Source organism: Jiangella mangrovi, from assembly GCF_014204975.1.
Classification (GTDB): Bacteria; Actinomycetota; Actinomycetes; order Jiangellales; family Jiangellaceae; genus Jiangella; species Jiangella mangrovi.
In genome coordinates this window covers 5,913,433-5,936,507 of the sequence record NZ_JACHMM010000001.1, presented here as the reverse complement: position 1 = coordinate 5,936,507, position 23,075 = coordinate 5,913,433, and the positions used below count along the sequence as shown (strand labels likewise).

At 73.3% G+C, this 23,075-nt stretch carries 18 protein-coding genes; 6 read left to right on the top strand and 12 right to left on the bottom strand.

From position 1 onward, the window contains the following. The first annotated feature begins 2 nt into the window (after nt 1-2). Complete coding sequence (locus tag HD601_RS27525; protein ID WP_221441358.1) at nt 3-314, top strand: DUF3817 domain-containing protein; 312 nt, start codon at nt 3-5, stop codon at nt 312-314. Here the strand turns inward: HD601_RS27525 and HD601_RS27520 are convergent. Further along, complete coding sequence (locus HD601_RS27520; protein ID WP_184827369.1) at nt 280-1,098, bottom strand: SURF1 family cytochrome oxidase biogenesis protein; 819 nt, start codon at nt 1,096-1,098, stop codon at nt 280-282. The genes HD601_RS27525 and HD601_RS27520 overlap by 35 nt on opposite strands. Before the next feature lie 206 nt (nt 1,099-1,304). Here HD601_RS27520 and HD601_RS27515 point away from each other — a divergent pair, with 206 nt between their 5' ends. Next, complete coding sequence (locus HD601_RS27515; protein WP_184827367.1) at nt 1,305-2,066, top strand: hypothetical protein; 762 nt, start codon at nt 1,305-1,307, stop codon at nt 2,064-2,066. 356 nt (nt 2,067-2,422) lie between these two features. Here HD601_RS27515 and HD601_RS27510 read toward each other — a convergent pair whose 3' ends face one another. From HD601_RS27510 to HD601_RS27485, 6 genes are all read right to left on the bottom strand, one after another. Continuing rightward, on the bottom strand, nt 2,423-3,973 hold the full coding sequence (locus HD601_RS27510) for an ATP-dependent DNA ligase (RefSeq protein ID WP_184827365.1): 1,551 nt from the start codon (nt 3,971-3,973) through the stop codon (nt 2,423-2,425). A 113-nt stretch (nt 3,974-4,086) separates the two neighbouring features. Beyond that, a complete protein-coding gene (locus tag HD601_RS27505; protein ID WP_221441357.1) occupies nt 4,087-5,508 on the bottom strand; it encodes a S1C family serine protease in 1,422 nt (473 codons plus the stop codon). Between the two features lie 40 nt (nt 5,509-5,548). Next, nucleotides 5,549-7,081, bottom strand: a complete 1,533-nt coding sequence (locus HD601_RS27500; RefSeq protein ID WP_221441356.1) for an ATP-binding protein — start codon at nt 7,079-7,081, stop codon at nt 5,549-5,551. Then, nucleotides 7,078-7,767, bottom strand: a complete 690-nt coding sequence (locus tag HD601_RS27495; RefSeq protein WP_184827363.1) for a response regulator transcription factor — start codon at nt 7,765-7,767, stop codon at nt 7,078-7,080. The genes HD601_RS27500 and HD601_RS27495 overlap by 4 nt, the downstream gene beginning before the upstream one ends. Before the next feature lie 123 nt (nt 7,768-7,890). After that, nucleotides 7,891-8,841: a hypothetical protein gene (locus tag HD601_RS27490; RefSeq protein ID WP_184827361.1), complete on the bottom strand. Its 951-nt coding sequence runs from the start codon at nt 8,839-8,841 to the stop codon at nt 7,891-7,893. Nucleotides 8,842-9,160: 319 nt separating this feature from the next. Continuing rightward, nucleotides 9,161-10,072: a Gfo/Idh/MocA family protein gene (locus tag HD601_RS27485; protein ID WP_184827359.1), complete on the bottom strand. Its 912-nt coding sequence runs from the start codon at nt 10,070-10,072 to the stop codon at nt 9,161-9,163. Nucleotides 10,073-10,140: 68 nt separating this feature from the next. Here HD601_RS27485 and HD601_RS27480 point away from each other — a divergent pair, with 68 nt between their 5' ends. Genes HD601_RS27480 through HD601_RS27465 form a run of 4 tightly spaced genes read left to right on the top strand, consistent with a single transcriptional unit; the run spans nt 10,141 to nt 15,182 of the window. Beyond that, the gene (locus HD601_RS27480) at nt 10,141-12,804 is read left to right on the top strand and encodes a GNAT family N-acetyltransferase (RefSeq protein WP_221441355.1); all 2,664 of its coding nucleotides are present in this window, start codon (nt 10,141-10,143) and stop codon (nt 12,802-12,804) included. A gap of 33 nt (nt 12,805-12,837) precedes the next feature. After that, entirely contained in the window at nt 12,838-13,419 is a 582-nt protein-coding gene (locus HD601_RS27475; RefSeq protein WP_184827355.1) for a DUF5998 family protein, read from the top strand. A 3-nt stretch (nt 13,420-13,422) separates the two neighbouring features. Next, a complete protein-coding gene (locus HD601_RS27470; protein WP_184827353.1) occupies nt 13,423-14,529 on the top strand; it encodes an alkaline phosphatase family protein in 1,107 nt (368 codons plus the stop codon). Between the two features lie 5 nt (nt 14,530-14,534). Beyond that, entirely contained in the window at nt 14,535-15,182 is a 648-nt protein-coding gene (locus tag HD601_RS27465) for a thymidine kinase (RefSeq protein WP_184827350.1), read from the top strand. Between the two features lie 357 nt (nt 15,183-15,539). Here HD601_RS27465 and HD601_RS27460 read toward each other — a convergent pair whose 3' ends face one another. The 5 genes from HD601_RS27460 to sepH all read right to left on the bottom strand — a co-directional run bounded on the left by HD601_RS27460 (nt 15,540) and on the right by sepH (nt 23,065). After that, nucleotides 15,540-16,250, bottom strand: coding sequence for an APH(3') family aminoglycoside O-phosphotransferase (locus HD601_RS27460; RefSeq protein WP_184827348.1), 711 nt, complete (start codon nt 16,248-16,250; stop codon nt 15,540-15,542). 2 nt (nt 16,251-16,252) lie between these two features. After that, nucleotides 16,253-16,726 carry a carboxypeptidase-like regulatory domain-containing protein gene (locus HD601_RS27455; RefSeq protein WP_184827346.1) on the bottom strand — a complete coding sequence of 158 codons (474 nt, stop codon included), beginning with the start codon at nt 16,724-16,726 and terminating at the stop codon, nt 16,253-16,255. Between the two features lie 11 nt (nt 16,727-16,737). After that, nucleotides 16,738-17,349, bottom strand: a complete 612-nt coding sequence (locus HD601_RS27450; RefSeq protein ID WP_221441354.1) for a sigma-70 family RNA polymerase sigma factor — start codon at nt 17,347-17,349, stop codon at nt 16,738-16,740. Between the two features lie 496 nt (nt 17,350-17,845). After that, nucleotides 17,846-21,691 carry a phosphodiester glycosidase family protein gene (locus HD601_RS27445; protein ID WP_184827344.1) on the bottom strand — a complete coding sequence of 1,282 codons (3,846 nt, stop codon included), beginning with the start codon at nt 21,689-21,691 and terminating at the stop codon, nt 17,846-17,848. A 207-nt stretch (nt 21,692-21,898) separates the two neighbouring features. After that, nucleotides 21,899-23,065 (bottom strand): septation protein SepH, encoded by a 1,167-nt coding sequence (sepH, locus tag HD601_RS27440; RefSeq protein WP_184827342.1) that lies wholly within the window; start codon nt 23,063-23,065, stop codon nt 21,899-21,901. Nucleotides 23,066-23,075 lie beyond the last annotated feature (10 nt).

The window sequence follows — 23,075 nt, the reverse complement described above, 5'->3', positions numbered from 1 at the left end:
TGGTGCGTCGAGATGCTCTGCCCTTCTACCGCGTGATGGCCTACCTCACCGGTGTGGTCCTGCTGATCCTCTGCGTGGCGATCTTCGTCCGCTACGGCCCGCCCGGCGATGCGACCATGAGCCGCACGGTCTCGCCGATCCACGGCTGGCTGTACGTGATCTACCTCGTGGCCACCGGGCTGCTCGTGCACCAGCGCGGCTGGAAGGCGAGCTGGGCGATCCTCATCGCCCTGGCCGGGACGGTGCCGTTCGCGTCGTTCTTCGCCGAGCGGTTCGTGGTCAGGAAGGCGCGTGAGACGGAGCGGGTGCGCTGACGCCGTCGTCGGTCGGCTCGCCCTGCTCGTTCTGCTCCCGGCGGCGGACCCGGATGCCGTTGCGGACGATCGACGCCCAGAAGATCACCGCGGCCAGGGCGAACACCCACCACTGGGCCCAGTAGGAGAGGTTCTGCCACGGGCTGACGTCGCGAATGGGTGCGACGGAGTCGACGTCGAGCACCGCCGGGGCGGCGGCCGGCTGCGGCGACTCGGCCTCGAGCAGCAGGTAGCCGTGCAGCGCCTCGGCCGCGGGCACGCCGGCCCGCTGCGCCAGCTGGTCCGGCGCAATGTAGGCAACGCGGCCGTCCTCGAGTTCCTGCCCGGTGCGGACGGTGGCGTGGTCCGGCGTCTCGGGCGCCAGCAGGTAGCCGGTGACGGTGACCTCGCCTTGGGGGACGGTGAGAGCGGGCTGTCCCGCGTCGTCGGCGTCGTCGACCCAGCCGCGCAGCACCGGCACGATCATGCCGTCGTCGGTCCGCAGCGGCGTGACGACGAACGAGCCGAGCGTGCCGTCGTGCACCCGCCCGGGAACGATCTGCTGCCCGCCGGACAGGTACTCGCCGGTCGCGACCGCCTGCCGGTCGGCGCCGTCGCCCAGCTCGGCGCCGGGGGAGGCCAGCTCGGTGACGGCGACCGGCTCGCGGTCGCGCAGCTCGTGGCGTCCGTGGCTGTCCTGGTACACGCCCGCCTGCCACCAGCCGAGCACCAGGCACCCCGCCACCGCCGCCACCGCCACGGCGTGCAGGAGGAGCCAGCGAGGCGTCAGCAGGAACCGGTACACACCACCACGGTAGCCGCCGCTGCCACGGCGGATCGGGCCGGGCGTAGCATGCCGGGTGTTCGCCCGCGAGCCGAGAGGGCGAGATCAGGCATTTATGTCCGAATGGCCCCGTGATCTTGGTCATGGGTTGGGTAGGCTTCGAACAGTCTCGTTCGGGGGACGGGCGCACAATCCACCCTGGTGATCACGATGGAGAGAAGATCGAGATGAGCCGACCGCACCCGCTGAGCGCGATGAAGGAGTGGGAGTGGTCGCAGGCCTGGGAGCAGCAGCAAGAGATCGTCGACCGCCTCAAGGCGAAGCGCGGGTCGTGGTTGCCCAACGTCGTCGAGAAGCGGCCGTGGGGCGCGGTCCGGTGGACGTCCGGCCGGCCCTCGCACGCCGCGACCTCCGGCCAGGCGGTCCCCGAGACCTTCGCCGTGCTGCGCCCTGGGGTGAACGACCAGCCGCTGCGTGACCGCGTGGCCGAGGCGCTCAGCCAGCCGGCGCCCATGTTCCAGGTGGTCGGCGTCGGGCTGCGCCGACACCAGCTCGTCCCCGCCATCGCCGGCGCCGCCATCGGCGCCGTGCTGCTCATCGTGCTGGCCCTGGTGCTCGGGCTGGGCGTCATCGGGGCGATCGTGGGCTTCCTGGTCGGCCTGGGTGGCGGCGCCGCCGGTGGGGCCGCTCTGGGGCAATACTTGTTCGACCGCGAACGCGACGCCGTCCTCAAAGAGGGCGAGCGGGTCCGCGTCGTCACCGGCCGCTACGCGCCGACCTCCTGGTCCCGCCTCGTCGACGCGACGACGGGCCTCGAGACGGCCGCGTCCGCCGGCACCGATGGGCAGACCTCCAGCGCGGTCCAGACGGCCTTGTGGGAGGCCGCCGGGTTGCTGCTGCGGTCGTCGGACCACACCGGCGTCGAGGTGCTGGCCGACGGCATGGAGCGGCTGGCGCAGGCGCACCGGGGGATCAGCGGGGGTCGCTGAGGTTCTGCGGTGGGGTGCTGACGTGGGTCGGGCCCTCAGACCCGCGCTGCTCCTGTTCCGCTGGCCGCTGGCGGTTCCGCTGGGGTGTTCGGCAGGTGGTTCCGCTGGGGTGCGGCCACGTCGGCCGTTGGCGGTGGTGGTGACGCCTCGCAATCCGGCTCACGCTCGGGAATCCGGCGCTTGCGGGCCCGATGTGGCTGCCAACCGCCGGTTTCCCGAGCGTCCGCCGGTTTCCAGGGCGGGATGCGGGTCAGCGGTTGCCCGTCGCGCAGCACCAGGCGTTCTCGCGCTTCACGAGGTCTGCAGGCCTGGTGAGGCAGGGAATCGGGTGGTGAACGTGGTCATTTCGAGAGAGGTCAGGCGGGGAGGGGGCCGCGGATGGCCAGCACCGAGTCGATGGTGTCGGCCTCGGCGGCGGGTTTGTCGGGGCGGTGCCTCAGTACCCGGGCGAACCGTAGCGCCACCCCCGCCGGATAGCGCGGCGAGGTCTGGACGCCGTCGAAGGCGATCTCGACCAGGAGCTCGGGCCGCACGTGCACGACCCAGCCGTCGGTGGGCCCGGTCGCCAGCGCCTGCAGCTCCTGCGTCTGCCAGGTCAGCATCGTGTCCGTCAGCCCCTTGAACGTCTTGCCGAGCATCACCCAGCCGCCTGCCGGGCCGTAGGCGCCCGCGGGGTCGAGTGCGCCCAGGTGCAGGTTGGACAGCCAGCCCTGCCGCCGTCCGTGGCCCCATTCGGCGGCCAGGATGGCGAGGTCGAGGGTGTGCCGGGGCTTCACCTTCAGCCACCCCGAACCGCGCCGCCCCGCCTCGTAGGGGACGTCGAGGCCCTTGACGATGACACCCTCGTGACCCTGGGCGACGGCGTCGTCGAAGAAGGCCTGCGCCTCGTCGACCGACGCGGTCACCAGGCGCGGTACCCGGGCCGATGAGGGGACGACGGCGGACAGCGCGGCCCAGCGGTCGGTGCCGGGCAGGCCGATGAGGTCGGCGCCGTCGAGGTGCAGGGCGTCGAAGACGAACAGCGACAGCGGCACCTTGGCCCGCGCCGTCGCGACGTCGACGCGGCTGCTGACGCGGGAGCCGGTGCGCTGGAACGGCAGCGGCCGGCCGGACTGGTCGAGCGCGATGGTCTCGCCGTCGAGCACCGCCGAGCGGACCGGGAGCGCCAGCACGGCCTCGACGAGCTCGGGGACGTTGGCGGTGATGTCGTCGAGCGTGCGGGTGAACACGGCGACGTCGGAGCCGTCGCGGTGGATCTGGACCCGGACGCCGTCGAGCTTCCACTCGACCGCGGCCTCGCCGGTGCGCCCGAGCGCCTCGGCGATGTCGGGCGCGGGGGAGGCCAGCATGGGCCGCAGCGGCGACCCCACGGTCAGCCGGAACCGGGCCAGCCCCTCGGCCCCGGACGCCAGCACGGCGGCCGCCACGGGCACCAGAGCACCGGCGACGGTGACCGCGCGGCGCACGTCGGTGGCGGGCACCTCGGACGCGCGGGCGACGGCCTCGGTGAGGACGCCGTCGAGGGCGCCCTGACGCAGCTCGCCCGAGACCAGCCCGGCCAGCAGCCGCTGCTCGGACGCCGTGGCCCGGGCCAGCAGCTCGCGGAAGCGCTCGCGCCGCGCCGCCGTGGACCCCTTGCCGGACAGCTCGGCCAGCGCGGCGAACGCGGCGTCGACCTCGAGCACCTGCAGCGAGGCCTCGGAGGCGGGCGGCGGCATGTCGCGCAGCGACGCGTAGCCCAGCCCGGTGCGGCGCTGGCGCAGCTCGCCCGCGAGGTAGCTGGCGACGACCTCGGCCTCGGCGGGCTCGGCCCGGCGCAGGCAGCCGGCGAGCAGGTCGGTCTTCGCGAGCCGGCCGGACACCCCGGCGACGGCGGCGGAGGTGTCGGCGACGTCCTTCAGCAGCACGTCCCCAGTCTGCCGCCTGCCACCGACAAACACCCGGCCGAACATACGGGGACGCCCCCAGAGCACACGCACCAGGCGCTCTGGGGGCGTCCTTTCCCGGACGACGGCGTGGCTCAGCTGGTCTGTGCGTCGCTGCCCAGGGTCACCGTGGTGGTGTGGTCCTGGCCGTCGCGCACATAGGTCAGTTCGATCTCGTCGCCGGGACGGTGCGACCTGACGGCCGCGATCAGGGAGGTGGCGTCGGTGATCACACGGTCGCCGACGTGAGTGACGATGTCGCCCTCCTGTAGGCCGGCGTCGTCGCCGGCGCTGCCCGCGTTGACCGAGGCGATCAGCGCGCCGCGGACGTCGCCGCCCTGCGGGTCGCCGACGCCGACGCCGATCTGCGCGTGCGTGGGCTGCTGGCCCTGGCGCAGCTCGTCGATGATCGGCTTGGCCTGGTCGATCGGGATGGAGAAGCCCAGCCCGATGGAGCCGTTGCCGCTGCCGGTGGTGAGGATGGCGCTGTTGATGCCGACCACCTGGCCGTCCATGTTGACCAGCGGCCCGCCGGAGTTGCCGGGGTTGATCGGGGCGTCGGTCTGGATGGCGTCGATGACGGAGTTGACGCCGCCCTGCGGCTGGCCCTCGCTGCTGGCGGCCATGGGCCGGTCCAGCGCGGAGACGATGCCACTGGTGACGGTGCCGTCGAGGCCGAGCGGCGAGCCGATCGCGACGACCTGCTGGCCGACGGCGAGGTCGCCGGAGTTGCCGAGCTCGGCCGCCTGCAGGCCGGACACGTCCTGCGCCTTGATGACGGCGAGGTCGGTGAGCGGGTCGGTGCCGACGACCTCGGCGTTCGCGGTGGTGCCGTCCTGGAAGGTCACCTGGACGGAGCCGCCCTGGCCGGCGCCCTCGACCACGTGGTTGTTCGTCACGATCTCGCCGTCGGACGAGATGATGACGCCGGTGCCGCCGGCCTGGCCGAACTGGCTCTGCGCCGTGATCGACACGACGCTGGGCAGCACGTCGGCGGCGACGGCCTGGACGCCGGTCGCGTTGGAGGCCTGCTGGCCGCTGCCGTTCGAGGAGTTGCTGAGGTCGCTGCGCGACACCGGGCTGGAGCCGTTGCCGTCGTCGTCGTTCACATACGCGACGACGCCCGCACCCGCGGCGCCTCCGACGACCGCGCCGAGCAGGACGCCGGCGAGGACCAGCGGGGCCCGGCGGCGCTTCGGCTCGGGGGCCCGGCCGTGCTCGGTCGGCGGCAGGTGCGGCGGCGGCGAGCCGGCCGCGGCGCCCGCGTCGGTCGGGAGCTGGGTGGTCGCGTGCGGGTCGGTGGCCTGCGGGCCGGCGTGGTGGCCGGCGGGCGGCGGTGTCGACCAGCCGGCCCGAGGCGCGGCGGCCGGGTCGCCCGGAGTCTGCGCGGGCGTCTGGGTCGGGGCGGTGCCGGCCGGGGTCCCCGCGGGCGGCGGGGGCACGGGAGCGGCCGGAAGCGTCGTGGTGGTTCCCGGGCCCTGGGGCTCACCGGGGTTGTTGCGGGTCACGTCGTCCATGTCTCCACGGTGCCGCGCGCGTCTGAGAGCAGGCTGAGAGTCAGTCAAGAGCAGCCGAAGAAGAGCCGGGGACCCGCATCGTCAAGCGTGCGCCGCCCGACGGGGCCCGGCCGGCCTCGACGCTGCCGCCGTGACGCTCGGCCGCCGCCTTGACGATGGCCAGCCCCAGCCCGGAGCCCGGCAGCCCCCGCGCCTCGGACGACCGGTAGAAGCGGTCGAACACGCGCGGGAGGTCGACGTCGTCGATGCCGGGGCCCTCGTCGCAGACGTCGAGGGCGCCGTCGTGCAGGGTGACGGTGACGGTGCCGTGCGGCGGGCTGAACTTGGCGGCGTTGTCGAGCAGGTTCGTGGCGGCGCGGCCGAGCTGGGTGGCGTCGCCCTGGACGAACCAGCTGTCGAGGTCGGCGGAGAACGCGACGCCCGGCGCCCGGCGGCGCACCCGGCTGAGCGCGTCGCGGACGACGTCGGCGAGGTCGAGCTGCTCGCGCGACGCGGCCGGTGGGTCCTCGCGGGAGAGCTCGACGAGGTCGCCGACGAGCGTGGACAGCTCGACGGCCTGGGCCCGGGTGTCGGCGATCAGCTGCGCGCGGTCCGACGCAGCCAGCCCGCCGCCGGACCCGCCCCCGGCGTCGCTCTGGGCGAGCAGGTCGAGGTTGGTGCGCATGCTGGTCAGCGGCGTGCGCAGCTCGTGCCCGGCGTCGGCGACCAGACGCGACTGCCGCAGCCGGGCCTCCTGCAGCGCGGCCAGCATGGCGTTGAACGCGTGCGCCAGCCGGGCGATCTCGTCGCTGCCGGTGACCTCGATGGGCTCGAGCTGGCCGGTGGCGGCGACGTGCTCGGCGGCCTGGGTGAGCTGGCGGACGGGGCGCAGCCCGGCCCGCGCGATGGACAGCCCGGCCCACGTCGCGAGAATGATGCCGACGCCGCCGGCGATGAACGACACCAGTCGCAGCCGGTCGAGCACCTGATCGGTCTGCGCGGTCGGCTGGGCGAGCACCAGCGCGTACTCGAAGCCCCGTGGGTCGTTGCCGGCGGGGACGGCGACGACGCGGTAACGCTCGCCGTCGAGGCTCAGCGTGCGGACGCTCTCGGGCTCGGCGCCTCGGGCGACGGCGAGCTCGGCGCTGCCCATGGGCGGCGTGCTGCGCTGGTCGGCGGAGAACGGCTGGCCGTCCTGGCGCAGCAGTGCGATGCGCAGGTCGGCGGCCAGGATCGCCTCGGCCGGCTGGTTCACCAGCTGGGCGGGGTCGCCGAACGGCGTCTCGACGGCCTGGGTGGCGCGGTCGAGCAGGTTGGCGTCGACCGACGAGCGCAGCTGCGACGACACGGTGAGGTACGCGGCCAACGCGGTCAGCGTGACGGCCAGGCCGACGCCCAGCGCCGCCAGCGCCCCGACCCGGGTGCGCAGCGACAGGCGCGACGCGAAGCCCCCGGACGACGGCGGGCCGGCCGGCGGCGGGGGTGGCGGGGGACCGGCGCCGGGGTTGCCGGTGACGAGCGCCTCCGGGGGCGGCGGCAGCGGCGGGACGATGTTCGACGGCGACCAGGTGCGCCGGGCGGCGTCGCTGGTCACGGCGGATCCTCGCGGGCGACGTAGCCGACCCCGCGGACGGTGTGGATGAGCCGCGGCTCGCCCTGCTCCTCGGTCTTGCGGCGCAGGTAGCCGACGTAGACCTCGAGCGAGTTCGCCGTGGTCGGGAAGTCGTAGCCCCAGACCTCCTCGAGGATGCGGTCGCGCGTGAGCACCTGGCGCGGGTGCCGCAGCAGCAGCTCGAGCAGGGAGAACTCCGTCCGGGTGAGCCGGATGGCGCGGGCGCCGCGGGTGACGTCGCGGGTGACGGGGTCCAGCGCGAGGTCGCCCATGCGCAGCTGCCGCTCTGCCGCGGGGTCGGTGGCCGGGGCGGCGCGGCGCAGCAGGGCGCGCAGCCGCGCCAGCAGCTCCTCGAGGGCGAACGGCTTGGGCAGGTAGTCGTCGGCGCCGGCGTCGAGCCCGGACACGCGGTCGGACACCTCGTCGCGCGCGGTCAGCATGAGGATCGGCAGGTCGCTGCCGGCGGCCCGCAGCGCGCGGCACGTGGCGAGGCCGTCGAGGCGCGGCATCATGATGTCGAGGACGACGGCGTCGGGCGCGTCGTCGCTGATGGCGCGCAACGCCTCTTCGCCGTCGGACGCCAGCTCGACCTGGTAGCCGTTGAACGCCAGCGACCGGCGCAGCGACTCTCGCACGCCGGGATCGTCGTCGACGACTAGAACTCGCATGCCCTCAGTCTGCCCGCCCGAGGTGAGAATCGCCTGAGAGCACGCGCGAGAAGAACGACGGCGGCGGATGACCCCCGTGAAGGGGCCACCCGCCGCCGTTGTCAGCTATCGGCTAGAGCCGGTTCAGCTGAACGCGGGGCCAGCAGCCTCGGCCGCGTCGGACGCGACCTCGGAGCGAGCCTCGGCGTCGGCGCGAGCCTCAGCCTTGCGGTCCGCCGCCACGTCGGACGGGGTCGCCGAACGCAGGGCCGCACGAGCGGCCGACGCGCCGGAGTTGTCCTCGCCGCGAACGCGGTTGTTCTCGATGACCGACGTGCCCGTGTTGTCCGAGGCGGTGAAGTCGCCGCGGATGACGTTGTCGGACACGTACACGTCAGCGCTGTTGCCGGTGATGCTCAGGTTGCCGCCGAAGGCGTTGTAGCCGCAGCCGGTCAGCGGGGCGGAGGCGCCGATCTGGATGATCTCGCCGCTGCCGCTGAACGACGCGTCGCCGTCGACCTCGGACAGGCACAGAACGCCGCCCTGCTCTGCACCGGTCACGGAGTAGGTGCCCTCGATGACGGTGTCGTAGACGTCGGTCAGCGTGTCGCCGGTGGTGGCGAGGTTGCGGGTGACCCAGCCACTCTCGATGAAGGTCTCACCGTTCGTGGAGGTGACGCTGCGGGCGTGGTCCGAACCGACCGAGTAGAAGAACCCGGAGTCGGTGGCGGTCACGTTGTTGCCCAGCGTGCTGTCCTCGGCGTACGTACCGTACGCCGCGACGAGGGTCGTCGTGCCGGTGACCGACGTGCCCACGACGTCCGCGAAGCCGTTCGAGTTGACGCGAACGTTGCCGTTGACGGTCGAGCCGTCGAGCAGCAGGTTGGCGTCGTTGCGAACGGTCACGTTGCCGTTGATGACGACGTTGGTCAGCTCGCACGACTTGCCGGCGGCGACAACCAGGTCACCGGGGACGGTGACGTCAGCTGCGACACCGTCACAGAACGTGGTCAGTGCGGCCTGGGACGGCGCAGCGAAACCGACGGCCATGAGACCGGCGGCAGCAGCCGTCAGGGCGATCTTGCGGTAGCGCATTTGCGCTCCTCTCTGCGGATCCTGCGGATGGTGCGTGAATGACGCGTTCCTCGTGCGATTCGTCCCAGTGCCGGCCGGGTCACGGACCTTCATCGGGACGGATTGCGCGAGGAGGGTGGAGGCCTTGCGCGCGCGATTCAGTTGTCAACACCGAGTCGAAGCGCCACATACCCCCCGCTCCTGTCGGAGACTTCGTACGACGTGCACTCTTTCCGGGAAATGACGATCATGTCAAGGTTTGGCCCGTATTTCGGGGCGACTTGTCGACACGAGTTCGCTTGCGGGACACGATACGAGGAGGCGGTCACGAACGCGTTCATCACGGCGACATTTGTCCGTTGTGTCGCGCCGAATCGAGGTGCTCCTGGGCCCGGACGAGGACGTCCAGGATCCGCGCACCGAAGGCCACGCTCTGCGGATGGGCCGCGGCGCCCGGCGCGGCGGCCTGGGTCAGCTCGGTGACGGCCCTGCTCAGGGCCTCGACGACGGGAGTCTCGGGCGCTGGCGCGACGGCGTGTCCGGCGCCGCCCCACACGCGCGAGTAGGAGACGGCGGCGGCCGACGGGACGTTCTGCGAGACGGTGGCCGTGCTGGACGCGCCGCCACGGTGCCCCAGGACGAGGTGGACGGCGCCGAGCGGGTCCTCGTGGGCCGCGACGGACTCCACCGGCCCGAGGACGCTCACGAGGACGGAGAGGGCGTGCGGGGCGAGGTCCCACAGGCCGCCGTGCTCGAGCCGCCACGGCGTCGAGAAGTCGCCCTCTTCGCGCTGCACGGTGCCCAGAGCGAGCGCCACGCCGCCCTCCCACGGGTGCTCCTCGGCCGCGGCGGCGAGCTCGGCCAGCCAGGCCCGCGTCTCGGGCCGGAACAGGTGCGTGAAGAACACCACCGAGGCGACCCCGGAGGCGTCGGCGGCGTCGACGAGCGCCCGCCCGCCGGCGGCGTCCAGCGCGATGGGCTTCTCCAGCAGCAGGTGCTTCCCGGCCGCGGCCGCCGCCGTCGCGTACCGGGCCTGCACGTCCGGAGGGACCGAGAACTGGACGGCGTCGACGTCGCCCAGGAGGTCCTCGAAGGTGGCATAGGGCCGGACGCCGAACTCGCCGGCGATGGCCGCCGTCCGGCCGGGGTCGCGGCCCCAGACCCCCGAGAACGTCACGCCCTCCGTCGCCGCGATCGCGGGGGCGTGGGCCACCCGGGCCCAGTGTCCGGTGCCGACCAGTCCGAAGCGCATGACACGGGACCCTATCCGCGCCCCGACACCCGGCGTCGTGACGGTCCCGGCCGCTAGCCTGGGTGACCGTGGACGAGACGGCGGTCTATCCGGCGCACTGGGAGGCCGATGTCGTGCTGTCCGACGGTGCCACGGCGCACCTGCGGCCCATCGCCGCGGCCGACGCCGACCGCCTCGTCCAGTTCTACGCGCGCGTGAGCGACCGGTCGAAGTACTACCGCTTCTTCGCCCCCTACCCGACGCTGACCAGCCGCGACGTCGAGAGATTCACGAACGTCGATCACAGCGACCGGGTCGCGCTGATCCTGCTGGTCGGCAACGACATGATCGCCGTCGGCCGGTACGAGCGGCTCAGCCGCGCCGACGCCGAGGTGTCGTTCCTGGTCGAGGACGAGCACCAGGGCCGCGGCGTGGGCAGCGTGCTGCTCGAGCACCTGGCCCAGGCGGCCCGCGAGCGCGGCGTGCGCCGGTTCGTCGCCGACATCCTGCCCGCGAACCACAAGATGATCGACGTCTTCGCCGACGCCGGCTACACCGTCGACAACCGCTACGAGGACGGCGTCGTCCACGTCGAGTTCGAGATCGCGCCCACCGGCAGCTCGCTCGAGGTCATGGCCGCCCGCGAGCACCGGGCCGAGGCGCGCTCCATCGAGCGGCTGCTGACCCCGCGGTCGGTCGCGGTCATCGGTGCCAGTCGATGGCGCGAGAAGATCGGCCAGACGCTGGTGCGCAACCTCGTGCTCGGCGGGTTCACCGGCCCGGTCTACGCCGTCAACCGCGAGGCGACGGCCATCACCGGGCTGCCGGCCTACAAGAGCGTCCGCGACGTCCCCGGCGAGGTCGACCTCGCGCTGGTCGCCGTCCCGGCCGACGCCGTCGCCGAGGTCGTCCTCGACTGCGCCGCCAAGGGCGTGCGCGGGCTGGTCGTCGTGTCGTCGGGGTTCGCCGAGACGGGCGAGCCGGTCGGGCGGTCCCGGCAGGCCGAGCTGGTGCGCCTCGCGCGGGCGCACGGCATGCGCATCGTCGGGCCGAACTGCCTGGGCATCGTCAACACCGACCCCGCCTACTCGCTGAACGCGTCGCTGGCCACCACGTTGCCTCCGGCCGGGCGGGTCGGGTTCTTCGCTCAGTCCGGCGCCCTGGGCTCGGCCATCCTGGGCGACGGCGCCGCCCGCGGCCTGGGCGTGTCGACGTTCGTGTCGGCCGGCAACCGCGCCGACGTGTCCGGCAACGACCTGCTGCAGTACTGGCGCGACGACCCCGCCACCGAGGTGGTGCTGCTGTACCTCGAGTCGCTGGGCAACCCGCGCAAGTTCTCGCGGCTCTCGCGCGCCGTGGCCGAGGTCAAGCCCGTCGTCGCGGTGAAGAGCGGCCGGTCGACCCAGGGCGTGCCGCTGGGGCACACCGTCCGGGCCATCGAGGCGCCCGCCGATGCGCTGGACGCCATGTTCCGCCAGTCCGGCGTCATCCTGGTCGACACCATCCCCGAGATGTTCGACGTCGCCCAGCTGCTGGCGTACCAGCCGCTGCCCAGGGGCCGCACGGTCGCCGTCATGGGCAACTCCGGGGCGCTGTGCCTGCTGGCCGCCGACGCCGCCGTCAGCGCCGGCCTGGACGTCTACGGCGATCCCGTCGGCTTCGGGGCCGGGGCGACGGCCGACGACTACCGCAAGGCGCTGCGGGCGTTCGTCGACGAGCCCGCCGTCAGCTCCGTCCTGGTCGTCTACGCCCCGGCCGTCGATGCGCCCGGCGACGACGACGTCGCGGGGGCGCTGGAGGAGGTGGCGGCCGCGGCGGGCAAGCCCGTCGTCACGACGTTCCAGGGCCGACGGGGCGTCCGCGGGCCGGGGGCGGTGCCGTCGTACCCGTCGCCCGAAGAAGCCGCCCGGGCGCTCGGCCACGCCACCGCGTACGCGGAGTGGCGACGGCGCAGCCACGGCCGGGTGCCGCGGCTCGAGGGCCGCGATCCCGCGGCGGCCGGGAAGCTGGTGCGGCGGGTGCTGAGCACGACGGCGTCGCCTGCCGGTGCACCGGGGGAGTCGAGGCCCGACGGAGTCGAGCTCGGACCTGGAGAACTGCGCGAGCTGCTGGCCGCCTACGGGGTCGACCTCCTGCCGATGATCCCGGTGGCGACGGTCGACGCCGCGCTGGCGGCGCTGGACGAGCTGGGCGGCGAGGTGGTCCTCAAGGCGACGTCGCCGCGGCTGCGGCACCGTCCCGACCTCGCGGCCGTCTGGCGCCACATCGACACCCAGTGGGAGATGCGCGACGCCTGGACCACCATGACGCGCACGCTCACCGACCCCGCCGAGGCCGGCTTCGTCGTGCAGCCCATGGCCCCCGGCGGCGTGCCGGTCGCCGTCCGCGCCTGGGAGGACCCCCTGTTCGGCCCGGTGGTGTCGTTCGGCGTGTCGGGAGTGGCGTCGGAGCTGCTGGGGGACCGCTCGTACCGCATCCCGCCGCTGACCGACCGCGACGCCGCGGAGATGGTGCGCGAGGTGAAGGCGGCCGCCTTACTCATGGGCTACCAGGGTGGCATCATGGCCGACCTGGGGGCCGTCGAAGACCTGGTCCACCGCATGTCGCGGCTGGTCGACGACGTACCGGAGATCCGCTCCGTCGAGCTCGACCCGGTGCTCGCCGGCGAGTCGGGGGTGGCCGTCGTCAACGGTTCGGCCAGGGTGGCGGCGCCGGCCGGACGACAGGACTGGTATACCCGGCGCCTGCCGTGACGCTAGGCACCACGAGCGTGCGAGGATGGAGGAATGGCGGACACAGGGACGCGTGAGGGCCTTCGCCTGGCCATCCAGGAGGCCGGGTACTACCCGGACCTCGTCGCGGACATGCTCGAGACCTCGCTGGCCGGCGAGGCGGTCGACTCCTACGTGGTGCACCACGAGCCGCACTTCGACCGCGACGAACTGCGACGGCACGTGAGCGTGCTGGTCCTCACCCCCACGAGGCTCATCGTCGGCCATACCGACGAGTACCCCTCCGACGACACCCACGACGTGCCGTACGCCACCACGTCCACCGAGGCGGTGCCGCTCGACCGCGTCACGTCGGTGGTCGTGAGCCGCACGGTCACGTCGCCGGCCGCGTACCGCACGGGCACGCCCGCGCTCGACGTCGTCCTCACCGTCGGCTGGGGCGCCATGAGCCGCATCGACCTCGAGCCGGCCACGTGTGGCGACCCCGACTGCGAGGCCGACCACGGCTACACCGGCGCCCTGACCTCCGACGACTTCACGCTGCGGGTCAGCGAGGCCGGCGACGGCAGCGGCCGGGTCCGCGACCTCCTGACCTTCGCCCGGGCCCTGTCCGCCGCCACCATCAGCGTGCGGTGAGCGGTGCCCCTTCCCCGTTACGGCGAGGCGGCACTCGCTGACCTGCTGCCGTCCGTCCTGGCCGCGCTGGGGGTCAACGGCGAGGTCGACGTGCTCGGGCTGCCGCCGGCGCGCCGCTACTGCGTGCTGCTGGTCGACGCGCTCGGCTGGAACCTGCTGCGCGCCCACCCCGCGCAGGCGCCGTTCCTGGCGTCGCTGGCCGGCCGCGCCATCACCGTCGGCACCCCCACCACCACCGCGACCAGCCTGACCAGCCTGGGCACCGGCCTCCCGCCGGGCAAGCACGGCATCGTCGGCTACACCTCGCGGGTGCCGGGCGGCGACGGGATCTTCAACGCGCTCAAGTGGGACCCGCCGCTCGACCCGTCGACCTACCAGCCGTACCCGTCGCTGTTCGACCGCGCCGCGCGGTCGGGGGTCGCGACCACCGTCATCGGGCAGAGCAGCTTCCGCGACACCGGCCTGACCCGCGCCGCCATGGGCGGGCCGTTCCGCGCCGCCAACTCCTACGGCCAGCGGGTCGCCGCGGCCGTCGAGGGGTCGTCCGGGGCGGCGCCGTCGCTGGTCTACGTGTACGACGGCGACCTCGACTACACCGGTCACCAGCACGGCTGGCGCTCGCCCGCGTGGCGCTACCAGCTGGCCATGGTCGACCGGTTCGCCGAGCAGCTCTACGACGAGCTGCCCGCCGGCACCGTCTTCGTCGTCACCGCCGACCACGGCATGGTCGACGTCGACCCCGACCGCCGCGTCGACGTCGACGACGTCCCCGCCCTGCGCGACGGCGTGGCGCTGGTGGCCGGCGAGGCGCGGTTCCGGCACGTGTACACGGTGTCGCCGGATGCCGCTGCGGACGTCAGGGACGCGTGGCGGTCGGTGCTGGCGGACCGGGCCGAGGTGCTGACCCGCGCCGAGGCCGTGGCCGCCAGCTGGTTCGGCGCCGTCGAGTCGCGGGTCACCGAGCGCATCGGCGACGTCGTCGCCAACGTGCACGGCGACTGCGCGGTCGAGCGGCGCAGCGTGTTCCCCGTCGAGACCCGGCTGCGCGGGCTGCACGGGGCGTTGAGCGAGGACGAGCTGATGGTGCCGCTGCTCGTCGGAGAGGCCTGATCCGGTTGGCTGAGCTGCACTTCTTCACGGGGACCATGGACTGCGGCAAGTCCACGCTGGCCCTGCAGACCGACTACAACCACCGCCGTCGCGGGCTGTCCGGGCTCATGCTGACCTCGCACGACCGCGCCGGCGAGGCGACGGTGTCCAGCCGCCTCGGCCTGTCCGCCGACGCCGTCGAGGTGTCGCCGTCGACGCAGCTGTGGTCGGTGGTGGCGGCCCGGCTGGCGGCGGGGGAGCGCATCGACTACGTCATCGGCGACGAGGCCCAGTTCTACACGTCGGAGCAGGTCGACGACCTCGGCCGGGTGGCCGACGAACTCGACGTCCCGGTGTACGCGTTCGGCATCCTCACCGACTTCCGCACCCGGCTGTTCCCCGGGTCCGCTCGGTTGGTCGAACTGGCCGACCGCGTCGAGACCCTGCAGGTCGAGGCGCTGTGCTGGTGCGGCCGGCGCGCGACCCACAACGCCCGCACCGTCGGCGGCATCATGGTCACCGAGGGCGAGCAGGTCGTCGTCGGCGACACCGACGGCGCCGGCGTGGTCGGTTACGAGGTGCTCTGCCGCCACCACCACCGGCGCCGCATGACCGCCGTCAGCGCCCGGGTCGCCGAGGCCGGCGCCGAGCCCCTGCCCTTCGCCGCCGGCTGAGGTTGGGTTCCCCCCCCGTCCCCCTGCTGCCGATTCTCTTAAGCCGCGCGGGTGCCCTCAAGTCCGCGCGCTCTGTGCTTGCGCGGGACTGTGGTGGGGGCGCTTGGACTTGACCGCACCCGCGCGGCCTAAGAACTGGCAGCTATGAGGGGGACGGGGGAGTCTGGCCACGGGTGCGGGGTCGTAGTGAAGTCGGCCGTGGTGGTGTCGGGAGGGACTTTTCCTCGCTATAGCGGGGAGAACTCCCTCCTGACGCGCGCCGTGGGCGAGTGACAACTGCTATAGCGGTAGTAACTCGCCCACGACGGACCGGTAGATGACGGCGAGGCGAGCCCACCTCATCACCCCGGCAGAACCTCAGAAGAACTCGTCCAGCAACCGGTAGAAGGTGAGCTTTTCGGCATCGACCTCGACCCCATAGGACCGCAGGTACCGCGCAGAAGCACCATCGCCGCCGACCCGGCCCTCGAGCGACCGGGTGGCGATGGCGAGGTCGAGCCAGCGGTCGGCGACCCCCAGGCTGCCGGCGTCGACGACCCCCGTCACCTCGAACGTCGACGGATCGACCATGACGTTCAGCGTCCCGAGATCGCCGTGGCAGACCACGAGGTCCTCGGAGGCCGGGCGAGTGGCCAGCAGCTCGGCGACCAGCTGGTCGCGGGTCCAGCCGTGGCGCTCGTCGTCGAGGTCGTCGAGGTCCACCTCGGCCGACAAGGCCGCAGGCATCGTCACCGCGAGCCGGCGGTCGAACGGGCACTCGCCGACCGGCAGGGCGTGCAGCGCACGCGTCAGCTCGGCCAGGGCGTCGACGACGCGGTCGCGGGCCTCGGGCGGCCAGTCGCCGGCCGCGGGGCGACCGGGCACCTCGGCGGTCACCAGCAGGCCGGGGCCGCACTCGAGGACCTCGGCGGCAGGGATGCCATGGGCGGCCAGCCAGATGAGCCGGGCGCCCTCGCCGATGAGGTCGTCGTCGGCGGACTCCTTGCGGTAGGTGCCGGCCGTGCGGACGACGGTGGCGCCGGACTTCCCGGTGGTGATCTCTTCGCCGGCCGGCGAGACGTCGCTCATGCTCAGATGCTCACCCAGCTGGTCACGACGGCCGGGCGCTCGCTGTCGTCGAAACGGCAGCTCACCGAGATGGGGCCGCCGGGGACGGGGGCGGCGCGGAACCGGCCGTCGGCGTCGGTGGTGACGGAGACGACGCCGTCGGAGTGCCGCACCTCGACCGTCGCCGCGCCGGGCGCCACGATCTGGCCCATGAGGCGGTGCTCCCCGGCCGCGCCGGCAGCGCCGCCCTCGCGGGTCACCTCGAGCACCACGACGGTCTCGCCGGCCGTGAACGTCAGCAGCCGCGGCGCCTCGCCCGCCGACCGGACGGCCAGGGCGGGCTCGGTGCTGGAGTCGGAGATCAGCTCGGCCAGCTCGGCGTCGACCGTGCGCCACGCGAAGCTCGCCTTGGCCACCTCGATCAGCCGCTGGGGCGGCGGGTCGGTGGCCTCGATGACCTCGCGGAGGCGGTCGACCAGGCGGTCGTCGTCAACCATGGGGTCCCCCTTCAGCGCCGGCCGGTGCGCCGGTGGGCGTCGGCCGGGCTGGAATCGTCAGTGGCGCCGTCCTCGTGGTCGTGCATGAGGCGGCGCAGGTGTTCGATGCAACGTCGCCGCGTCGGGCCGATGCTTCCGACGGGCATCTCGAGCTCCGCGGCGACCTCGGTGTAGCGCGGGTCGGCCGCGGCCACGGTGAGCCGCAGGAGGTCCTGGCAGCGTGGCTCGAGCCGCTGGAAGGCCCGGAGGACCTCGACCTGCTCTTCGTGCGCGAGCAGCGCCTCGGCAGGCCCGGGAGCGGGAGGGCTCGCGTCGTCGGCGCGGTCGGCGATGTGGACGTCGGGCAGCTCGGTGCCGCCGCGCCGGAGCAGCCGCAGGCATTCGCGTTTCGCCGTCGTGACCAGCCAGGCGGCCAGCCGATCCGGGTGGACGAGCCGCTCGAGGTTCTCGACCAGCCGCAGCCAGGTGCTCTGGAAGGCGTCCTCGGCGTCGCCGCCGTGGAGCCGATGACTCCGGACGACCGCCCAGACCAGCGAGGCGTGATCGTCGACCAGGCGGTCCCAGGCGAGCTGATCGCCCCTGGACGCCGCCTCGACGAGCTCGCTGACGGACAGGTCGGCCACCGCCCAGAGTATAGATGCAGGTAGATCGCCGTCAGTGACGGGCACGTGCCCCCGGGCGCGGCGCACCACGCCCTGCCCACGTACCCGTCACCCCCCGTTGTGCTGATCATCGCAGCAGCCCCCCGGCTTCACAGACGTTGTACGAGCAGACGTCGTGGACGTCTGCGCCGCCTGGCTGCGAGGATCTCGACGACGCGGTTTCTCGAAAGAGCCCGCCACGGTTCCAGGGGAGCGAGGCCGTCGCGCACGGGCTGGATGGGTGCGGCCCGACGTGGTGCGAGTGGTGCCGCCACGGCCGCCTCCCCTCGGTGTGCACGACGCGGCCGGAGGTCCCTGGTCCGCGGAACGCCGGCTGGTGACCTCTCGCGGCGTTCACAGATACAGAGCCCGATGGGGCGGCTCAGATACGTCCAGATGAGACTTTTTTCAGATTTCTCCGTTTCCGCAGGTCAAACGGGTGGGGGAGCGGACGGCCGGACCGCCCGCTCCCCGCCCGTCAGTCCTGGCCGGGCCGGTCGCCGTCGACGACGACGGGCCGGACGGCGGCACCCGTCAGGGCGACCTCGACGGTGCCGCCGGGGACGTTGCCCTCGACGACGAGGTCCGCGACCGTGGTGCCGGTGCCGGCCGGGGTGAACCGGACCGGCACGTCGCACGACGCGCCCGGAGCGATCGGTGCGTCGGTGCACGCGCCGGCGTCGGCCACCGCGAACTCGCCCGCCGTCACCGTCAGGCCGGAGACCACCAGCGGCCGCTCGCCCGTGTTCGTGAGCGTGACCGGCTGGACGGTGCCGGCCTCGCCGGAGGTGCCGGCCACGGCAGTGAACACCGGGGCGTCGGCGTCGACCCGCGCACCAGCGCCGGCCGCCGCCACGACCCGCACCGTCGTCCGGCCGGTGACCGGCGCCAGCGACGCCTCGCCGGTGTAGGCGCGCATCGAGTCGTTGGTCACCTCGAGCGTCACCTCGCCGGTGCGCAGGCCCATGAGCTGCCGGGTCACCGGGTCCAGGATCGCCACCCGGCCCTCGGAACGCGCGCGCCGGGCCGCCGCGTCGCCGGAGCCGATGGCGAGGCCGTCGTCGCCGGACCAGTGCACCGACATCGGGTAGGCGAGCGGGACGACCCGGCTGCCCGGCAGCACGCCGGAGGGCTGGACGATGTGCCCGCCGACGGTGGCCGCGCGGCCGACCTCGACCGTCTCGGGCGCCTCGACGACGACCTCCTGGGCGAAGGCGCGCACGTCGGCGCTGAGCCAGCGCTGGGCGCCGGAGCCGTCGCGGTCGACGCTCCACTCGATCCAGCCGGTGAAGCCGCCGCGATCCGGGGTGCCGTACGGCGCCTTGCCCGACGACGGGTGGACGACGTACTGGACGCCCTCCTGGCGCTGGACGTTGGCGATCTGGGCGTGCGAGCCGACCATCGTGGCGCCCTTGTCGCTGGCGTCGCGGAAGTCGGCGAGCAGCTTCTCGACCAGCCGGACCTCCATGCGGTCGCCGAGCTGGCTGGCCTTGGTCTCGGCCGGGTCGTCGACCGGGTGGTGGGCGAAGACCATGACGTTGCTGATCGACTCGTCGCCGGCCGCGGTCTCGAGCGCCACCTGCAGCATGGGCAGCTGTTCCCAGTCCGAGCCGCGCAGGCTCCCCAGGGAGCTGTTGAGCAGGATGAACCGGGTGCCCTTGTGGTCGAAGGTCCGGAACGGCTGCCCGAACTCGGCCTCCCAGGCGGCCAGCGTGCCCTGCGTGTTGTTGACGCCGTAGGACTCGTGGTTGCCCGGCACGTAGTAGCAGGGGATGGTGCCGGTGCCGTGGTCGGGCGTGCTCTCGGCCGCGGGCTCCTCGCCGACCGGGATCAGGTCGCAGCCGCCCTCCTCGAGCGTCCGGCGGGCCAGGGCGATGTCCTCCGGGAGGCCGCGGTCGACGATGTCGCCGTTGAGCACGACGAGGTCCGGCTCCTCGGCCCGGATGCGGTTCAGGGCGGCGACGGCGACCTGGGTGAGGTCGGGCGCGGCCGCGGTGAACTGCACGTCGGACAGCGTGGCGAAGGTCCAGTCGGCGCCCGGCTGAGCCTGGCCGTCGGCCGAGAACAGCGGGTCGGCGCGCAGCGGGTCCTGCTCGGGCAGATCGATCTGCGACGGCACGTCGGCCTCGATGCCGCCGATGACGAACCGGCCCGGGACCTGCTGGTCGACCGCGGTGTTGATGCCCTGGAACGAGTTGAAGCGGATCGGGAACACCGCCGTCGACGGGATGGTGAACGTCGCGTACTGCCACTCGTCCGACGGCTGCAGCCCGTTGCCGTAGATGCCGACCGAAGTGCCCTCGGCGTCCCAGAAGCCGGCGTAGGTGAGCCCGCTCGGGATGAACACGTCGGACTTGATCTTGATCCGGACGCGCAGCGGCTGGCCGGGGATCTCGACCCAGCGGTTCGCGTTGCTGGCGGCGGTGATGCCCTTGTTGCGGGCGGCGCCGAACTCCAGGCGGATGCCCTCGGGGTCGTCCAGGATGTCCATGCGCGCGCCGGCGGTGCCGTTGCGGGTCCAGCGGCCGTTGGCGGCGTAGTCGTCCTGGAAGTCGTACACCTGGATGGTCTGCACACCGACGGTGACCGGCAGCTTCACGGTGTGGCCGGCCGCCGTCAGCTCGACGACGGTGCCGCCGGCGGTCAGCGGGGTGATCTTCAGGCCCGTGCCCGACGGCGTGATGCTGACGACGGACTCGTCGTAGCTGAGGTCGAGGTCGACCAGCTCGACGGGAGCGGCGAAGCCCTGCGCGTCGCGGCCCGTGACAGCGACCTGGACGGCGTTCTGCGGCGTTGCCTCGCTGATCGAGATGCGGTTCGTCGACAGCTCCAGCGAGTTCAGCTCGCCGAGGATCTGGACGCTCCGGACGCCCTGCGCCGCGCCCGATGTGGCGTGGACGACGACGCGCCCGCGCCGGTTCGCCGGCACCTCGAGGACGGAGCCGTCGAAGCTGCCGCCGCTGCTGCGCCACCGGACGCCGGCGGGGTCGACGGCGACCGGTGTCAGGTGGTTGTCGACGGCCTTCGCGGTGAGCGTGCGGTGCAGGCCCGGGAACGCCCGCGCCTCCTCCTCGCCCGGCGTGATGACCAGCTCCTTCGCCCGGCCGTTGCCCGGCGTCACGAACAGGCCGACGCCGTTGGGGTCGAGCCGCTCGCCGCCGTCGGACGGGCTGTTGCGGACGGTGGCGGCCTCCTCGCCGAGCGGGCGGGCCACCATGGAGGTCGAGCCGCCGCCGTCGAGGTTCCAGGCGGTCTCGGCGCCCAGGCGGACCATGAAGCGGGCCAGCTCGCGCATCGTCATGCCGTTGACCGGCGACTGCCGCCCGTCGTTCGTCATGAGGATCATGGTCCTGCCGTCGTCCTTGAACCCGATGACGGTGCGCGGGTGGACGTCGTTGTCGAGCTCGGAGTCCGGGCGGGCGACGCCGTCGCGGACCAGCTCGCGGTTGGAGCCGATGACGAACGTCATCTGCTGGGCGATCTCGTCGCTGAGCTCGTAGGTGAGCGTGACGGGGTCACCCGGCTGCAGGGTGCGGATCGCGGCGGCGCCGGCCTCGCGGCCGACCAGCACGAACGCACCGCTGGGGATCGGTCCCTCGCCGGCGGTCGTGGTGTCGACGGAGACGACCTTCTCGTCCTGGACGAGCACGGACGCGACGTCGGTGGCGCCGTTGACGCCGATGCTGCGACGGTACGAGCCCCACTTCTCGGTGTAGGCGACGATGGCGCCGTTGGGGGAGCCGGCGAGGTTGTTCGAGGCGTTCAGCGAGACCACGCGGTGCGCCGTCCCGCCGAAGGTCGCCGTCGCGTCCAGCGTCATGTCGACCGCGCGGCCGATGCCGTCGGCCCCGACGCCGACGTGCGTCCAGGTGCCGTAGTCCGAGGACTTCAGCAGCTCGCCGTCGCGCACCTCCGCACCCAGCGGCGCGCCGGAGTTGTTGATGTCGAAGAAGTCGCCATTGACGCCGGCGACGGCGCCCACCTCGTTCACGTGCACCGACGTCGGCGCCCGGTCGGTCACGTGCTCACCCGCGAGCAGGTCGCTCGTGACGGCAGGGTTGGCGAGGTCGGCGGTGAGAATGTGCTGGTCGTACCACCCGGTGGGCGTCACCGAGGTCAGCTCGCGCAGCGTGATGCCGGGGCCGATCTGCTCGGTGCGGTCGACCAGTTCGATCGCGTCATCGGTCAGCGGCGGGCCGCTCGGGCTTTCGGCGGCTGCTGCGGGGACGGTCGTGAGGAGACCGAACGCGACGGCACTCGCCGTCAATGCGGACAACGACGACGTCAGCCGACGGCGTCGTGTTCTGGTGCTGGCTGCGGACATCTGAATCCTTGCGACTGAGGAGATGTGTCAGCAGCAGTGAATGCTTTCGATGCACCTTGTCCGGATCATCCCATTGGCGGTAGATCGAACTTTGGATGAATCCCCGACGGGTACCGGGTGCCGTCGGCCCCATAGCTCACGGCAATGCCCACGGCACGACGAAGCCCCGCCGCGTCACGAGGACGGGCGGGGCTTCGGGGCAATGCGTCAGTCGTTCTTGCGGCGGCCGAACATGATCTCGTCCCAGCTCGGAACGCTCGGCCGGCGGTTGCGCGACGAGGCCGGCTTGCGGGCGGGCGGTGCGGCTTCGTCGGCGGTCGCGGCGAGGTCGGCCTCGGCGGCCTCCTCGGTCTCGACGTGCTGGGCGATGTCGCTGAGCCGCAGCCGCTCGCTGGTGACCGCATCGTCCTCGTCGTGAGCGGCGGGCTCCTCGCGCGCGACCTCTCGCGACGACGGGGCAGACGGTGCCGGGGCCGGCTCGGGCGCGTGGTCGTGGAAGAGGTCGGGCTCGCGGCGACGGCGCTCGCGGCCGGGGCGACTGGTCGTGCGCCGGGTGCCACGACGGGAGGCGGCCGTCGGGATCGGCGTGGTGTTCTCGAACTCGTCGTCGTCGGGGTCGGCGGCGTCGTCGTAGTCGCGGACCAGGCCGCGCACCGGGCCCACGCCCGCGGACGGCTTGAGGAACGCCGGAAGGTCGGGTCCCTCGTCGTCATCGACGGGAGCGGCGGCCCCCCGCGAGCCGACGACCGAGAGCCGCGCGGGCCCCGTCGGGACGTCGGGCTCGGGGCCGGCGGGCGCCTCGGCGGGCAGCACGCCGGCGATTGAGCGGGCGTTGTCGTCCTCGGGCACGACGGTGCGGCCGGAGGGGTCGAACGAGAAGAGGGCGGAGTCCTCCTCCTCGCCGGCCCAGGCGAAGCGGACCAGCCAGCGGCCGTCCTCGCGCCGCCAGGCGTCCCACTCGACGAGGTCGGGGTCGGCGCCGTGGACCTTGGCGGTGGCGCCCGCGGCGGCCTCGAGGGTCTGGGGCGGGCCGTCGCCGCCGAGCCGGCGGACGGTGGCCTGCCGGGCGCGGCCGGCGATGTGCTCGCGCTCGGCGAGGACGGGGCCGGCGAAGCGCTCGACCTTCTCGCGGGGCATCCCCGCGACCGCGGCCACGGAGTCGACGGACTCGCCTGCGCGGATGCGTGCCTGGATGTCGCGTGGACGTAGCTGGCTTTCGAGCCGGATATCCAACTGTCCCAACCTCGCTCGGTCGCCTCGGATCGCGGCGAGCAGGCGGTCGTCCACCCGCAACGCGAACTGTTCACCGTCGTGCCCGGAGAGGATCAGATGGGCGCCGTCCTCGCTGACCGCGATCAGCCGAACCTCGCGCACACCGTCACCT

Coding starts and splice junctions, on each gene's coding strand:
- HD601_RS27505 (WP_221441357.1), bottom strand. CDS start 5,508: ATGGACGACGTGACCCGCAACAACCCCGGTGAGCCCCAGGGCCCGGGA.
- HD601_RS27455 (WP_184827346.1), bottom strand. CDS start 16,726: ATGGTTGACGACGACCGCCTGGTCGACCGCCTCCGCGAGGTCATCGAG.
- HD601_RS27475 (WP_184827355.1), top strand. CDS start 12,838: ATGGCGGACACAGGGACGCGTGAGGGCCTTCGCCTGGCCATCCAGGAG.
- HD601_RS27495 (WP_184827363.1), bottom strand. CDS start 7,767: ATGCGAGTTCTAGTCGTCGACGACGATCCCGGCGTGCGAGAGTCGCTG.
- HD601_RS27515 (WP_184827367.1), top strand. CDS start 1,305: ATGAGCCGACCGCACCCGCTGAGCGCGATGAAGGAGTGGGAGTGGTCG.
- HD601_RS27490 (WP_184827361.1), bottom strand. CDS start 8,841: ATGCGCTACCGCAAGATCGCCCTGACGGCTGCTGCCGCCGGTCTCATG.
- HD601_RS27460 (WP_184827348.1), bottom strand. CDS start 16,250: ATGAGCGACGTCTCGCCGGCCGGCGAAGAGATCACCACCGGGAAGTCC.
- HD601_RS27445 (WP_184827344.1), bottom strand. CDS start 21,691: ATGTCCGCAGCCAGCACCAGAACACGACGCCGTCGGCTGACGTCGTCG.
- HD601_RS27485 (WP_184827359.1), bottom strand. CDS start 10,072: ATGCGCTTCGGACTGGTCGGCACCGGACACTGGGCCCGGGTGGCCCAC.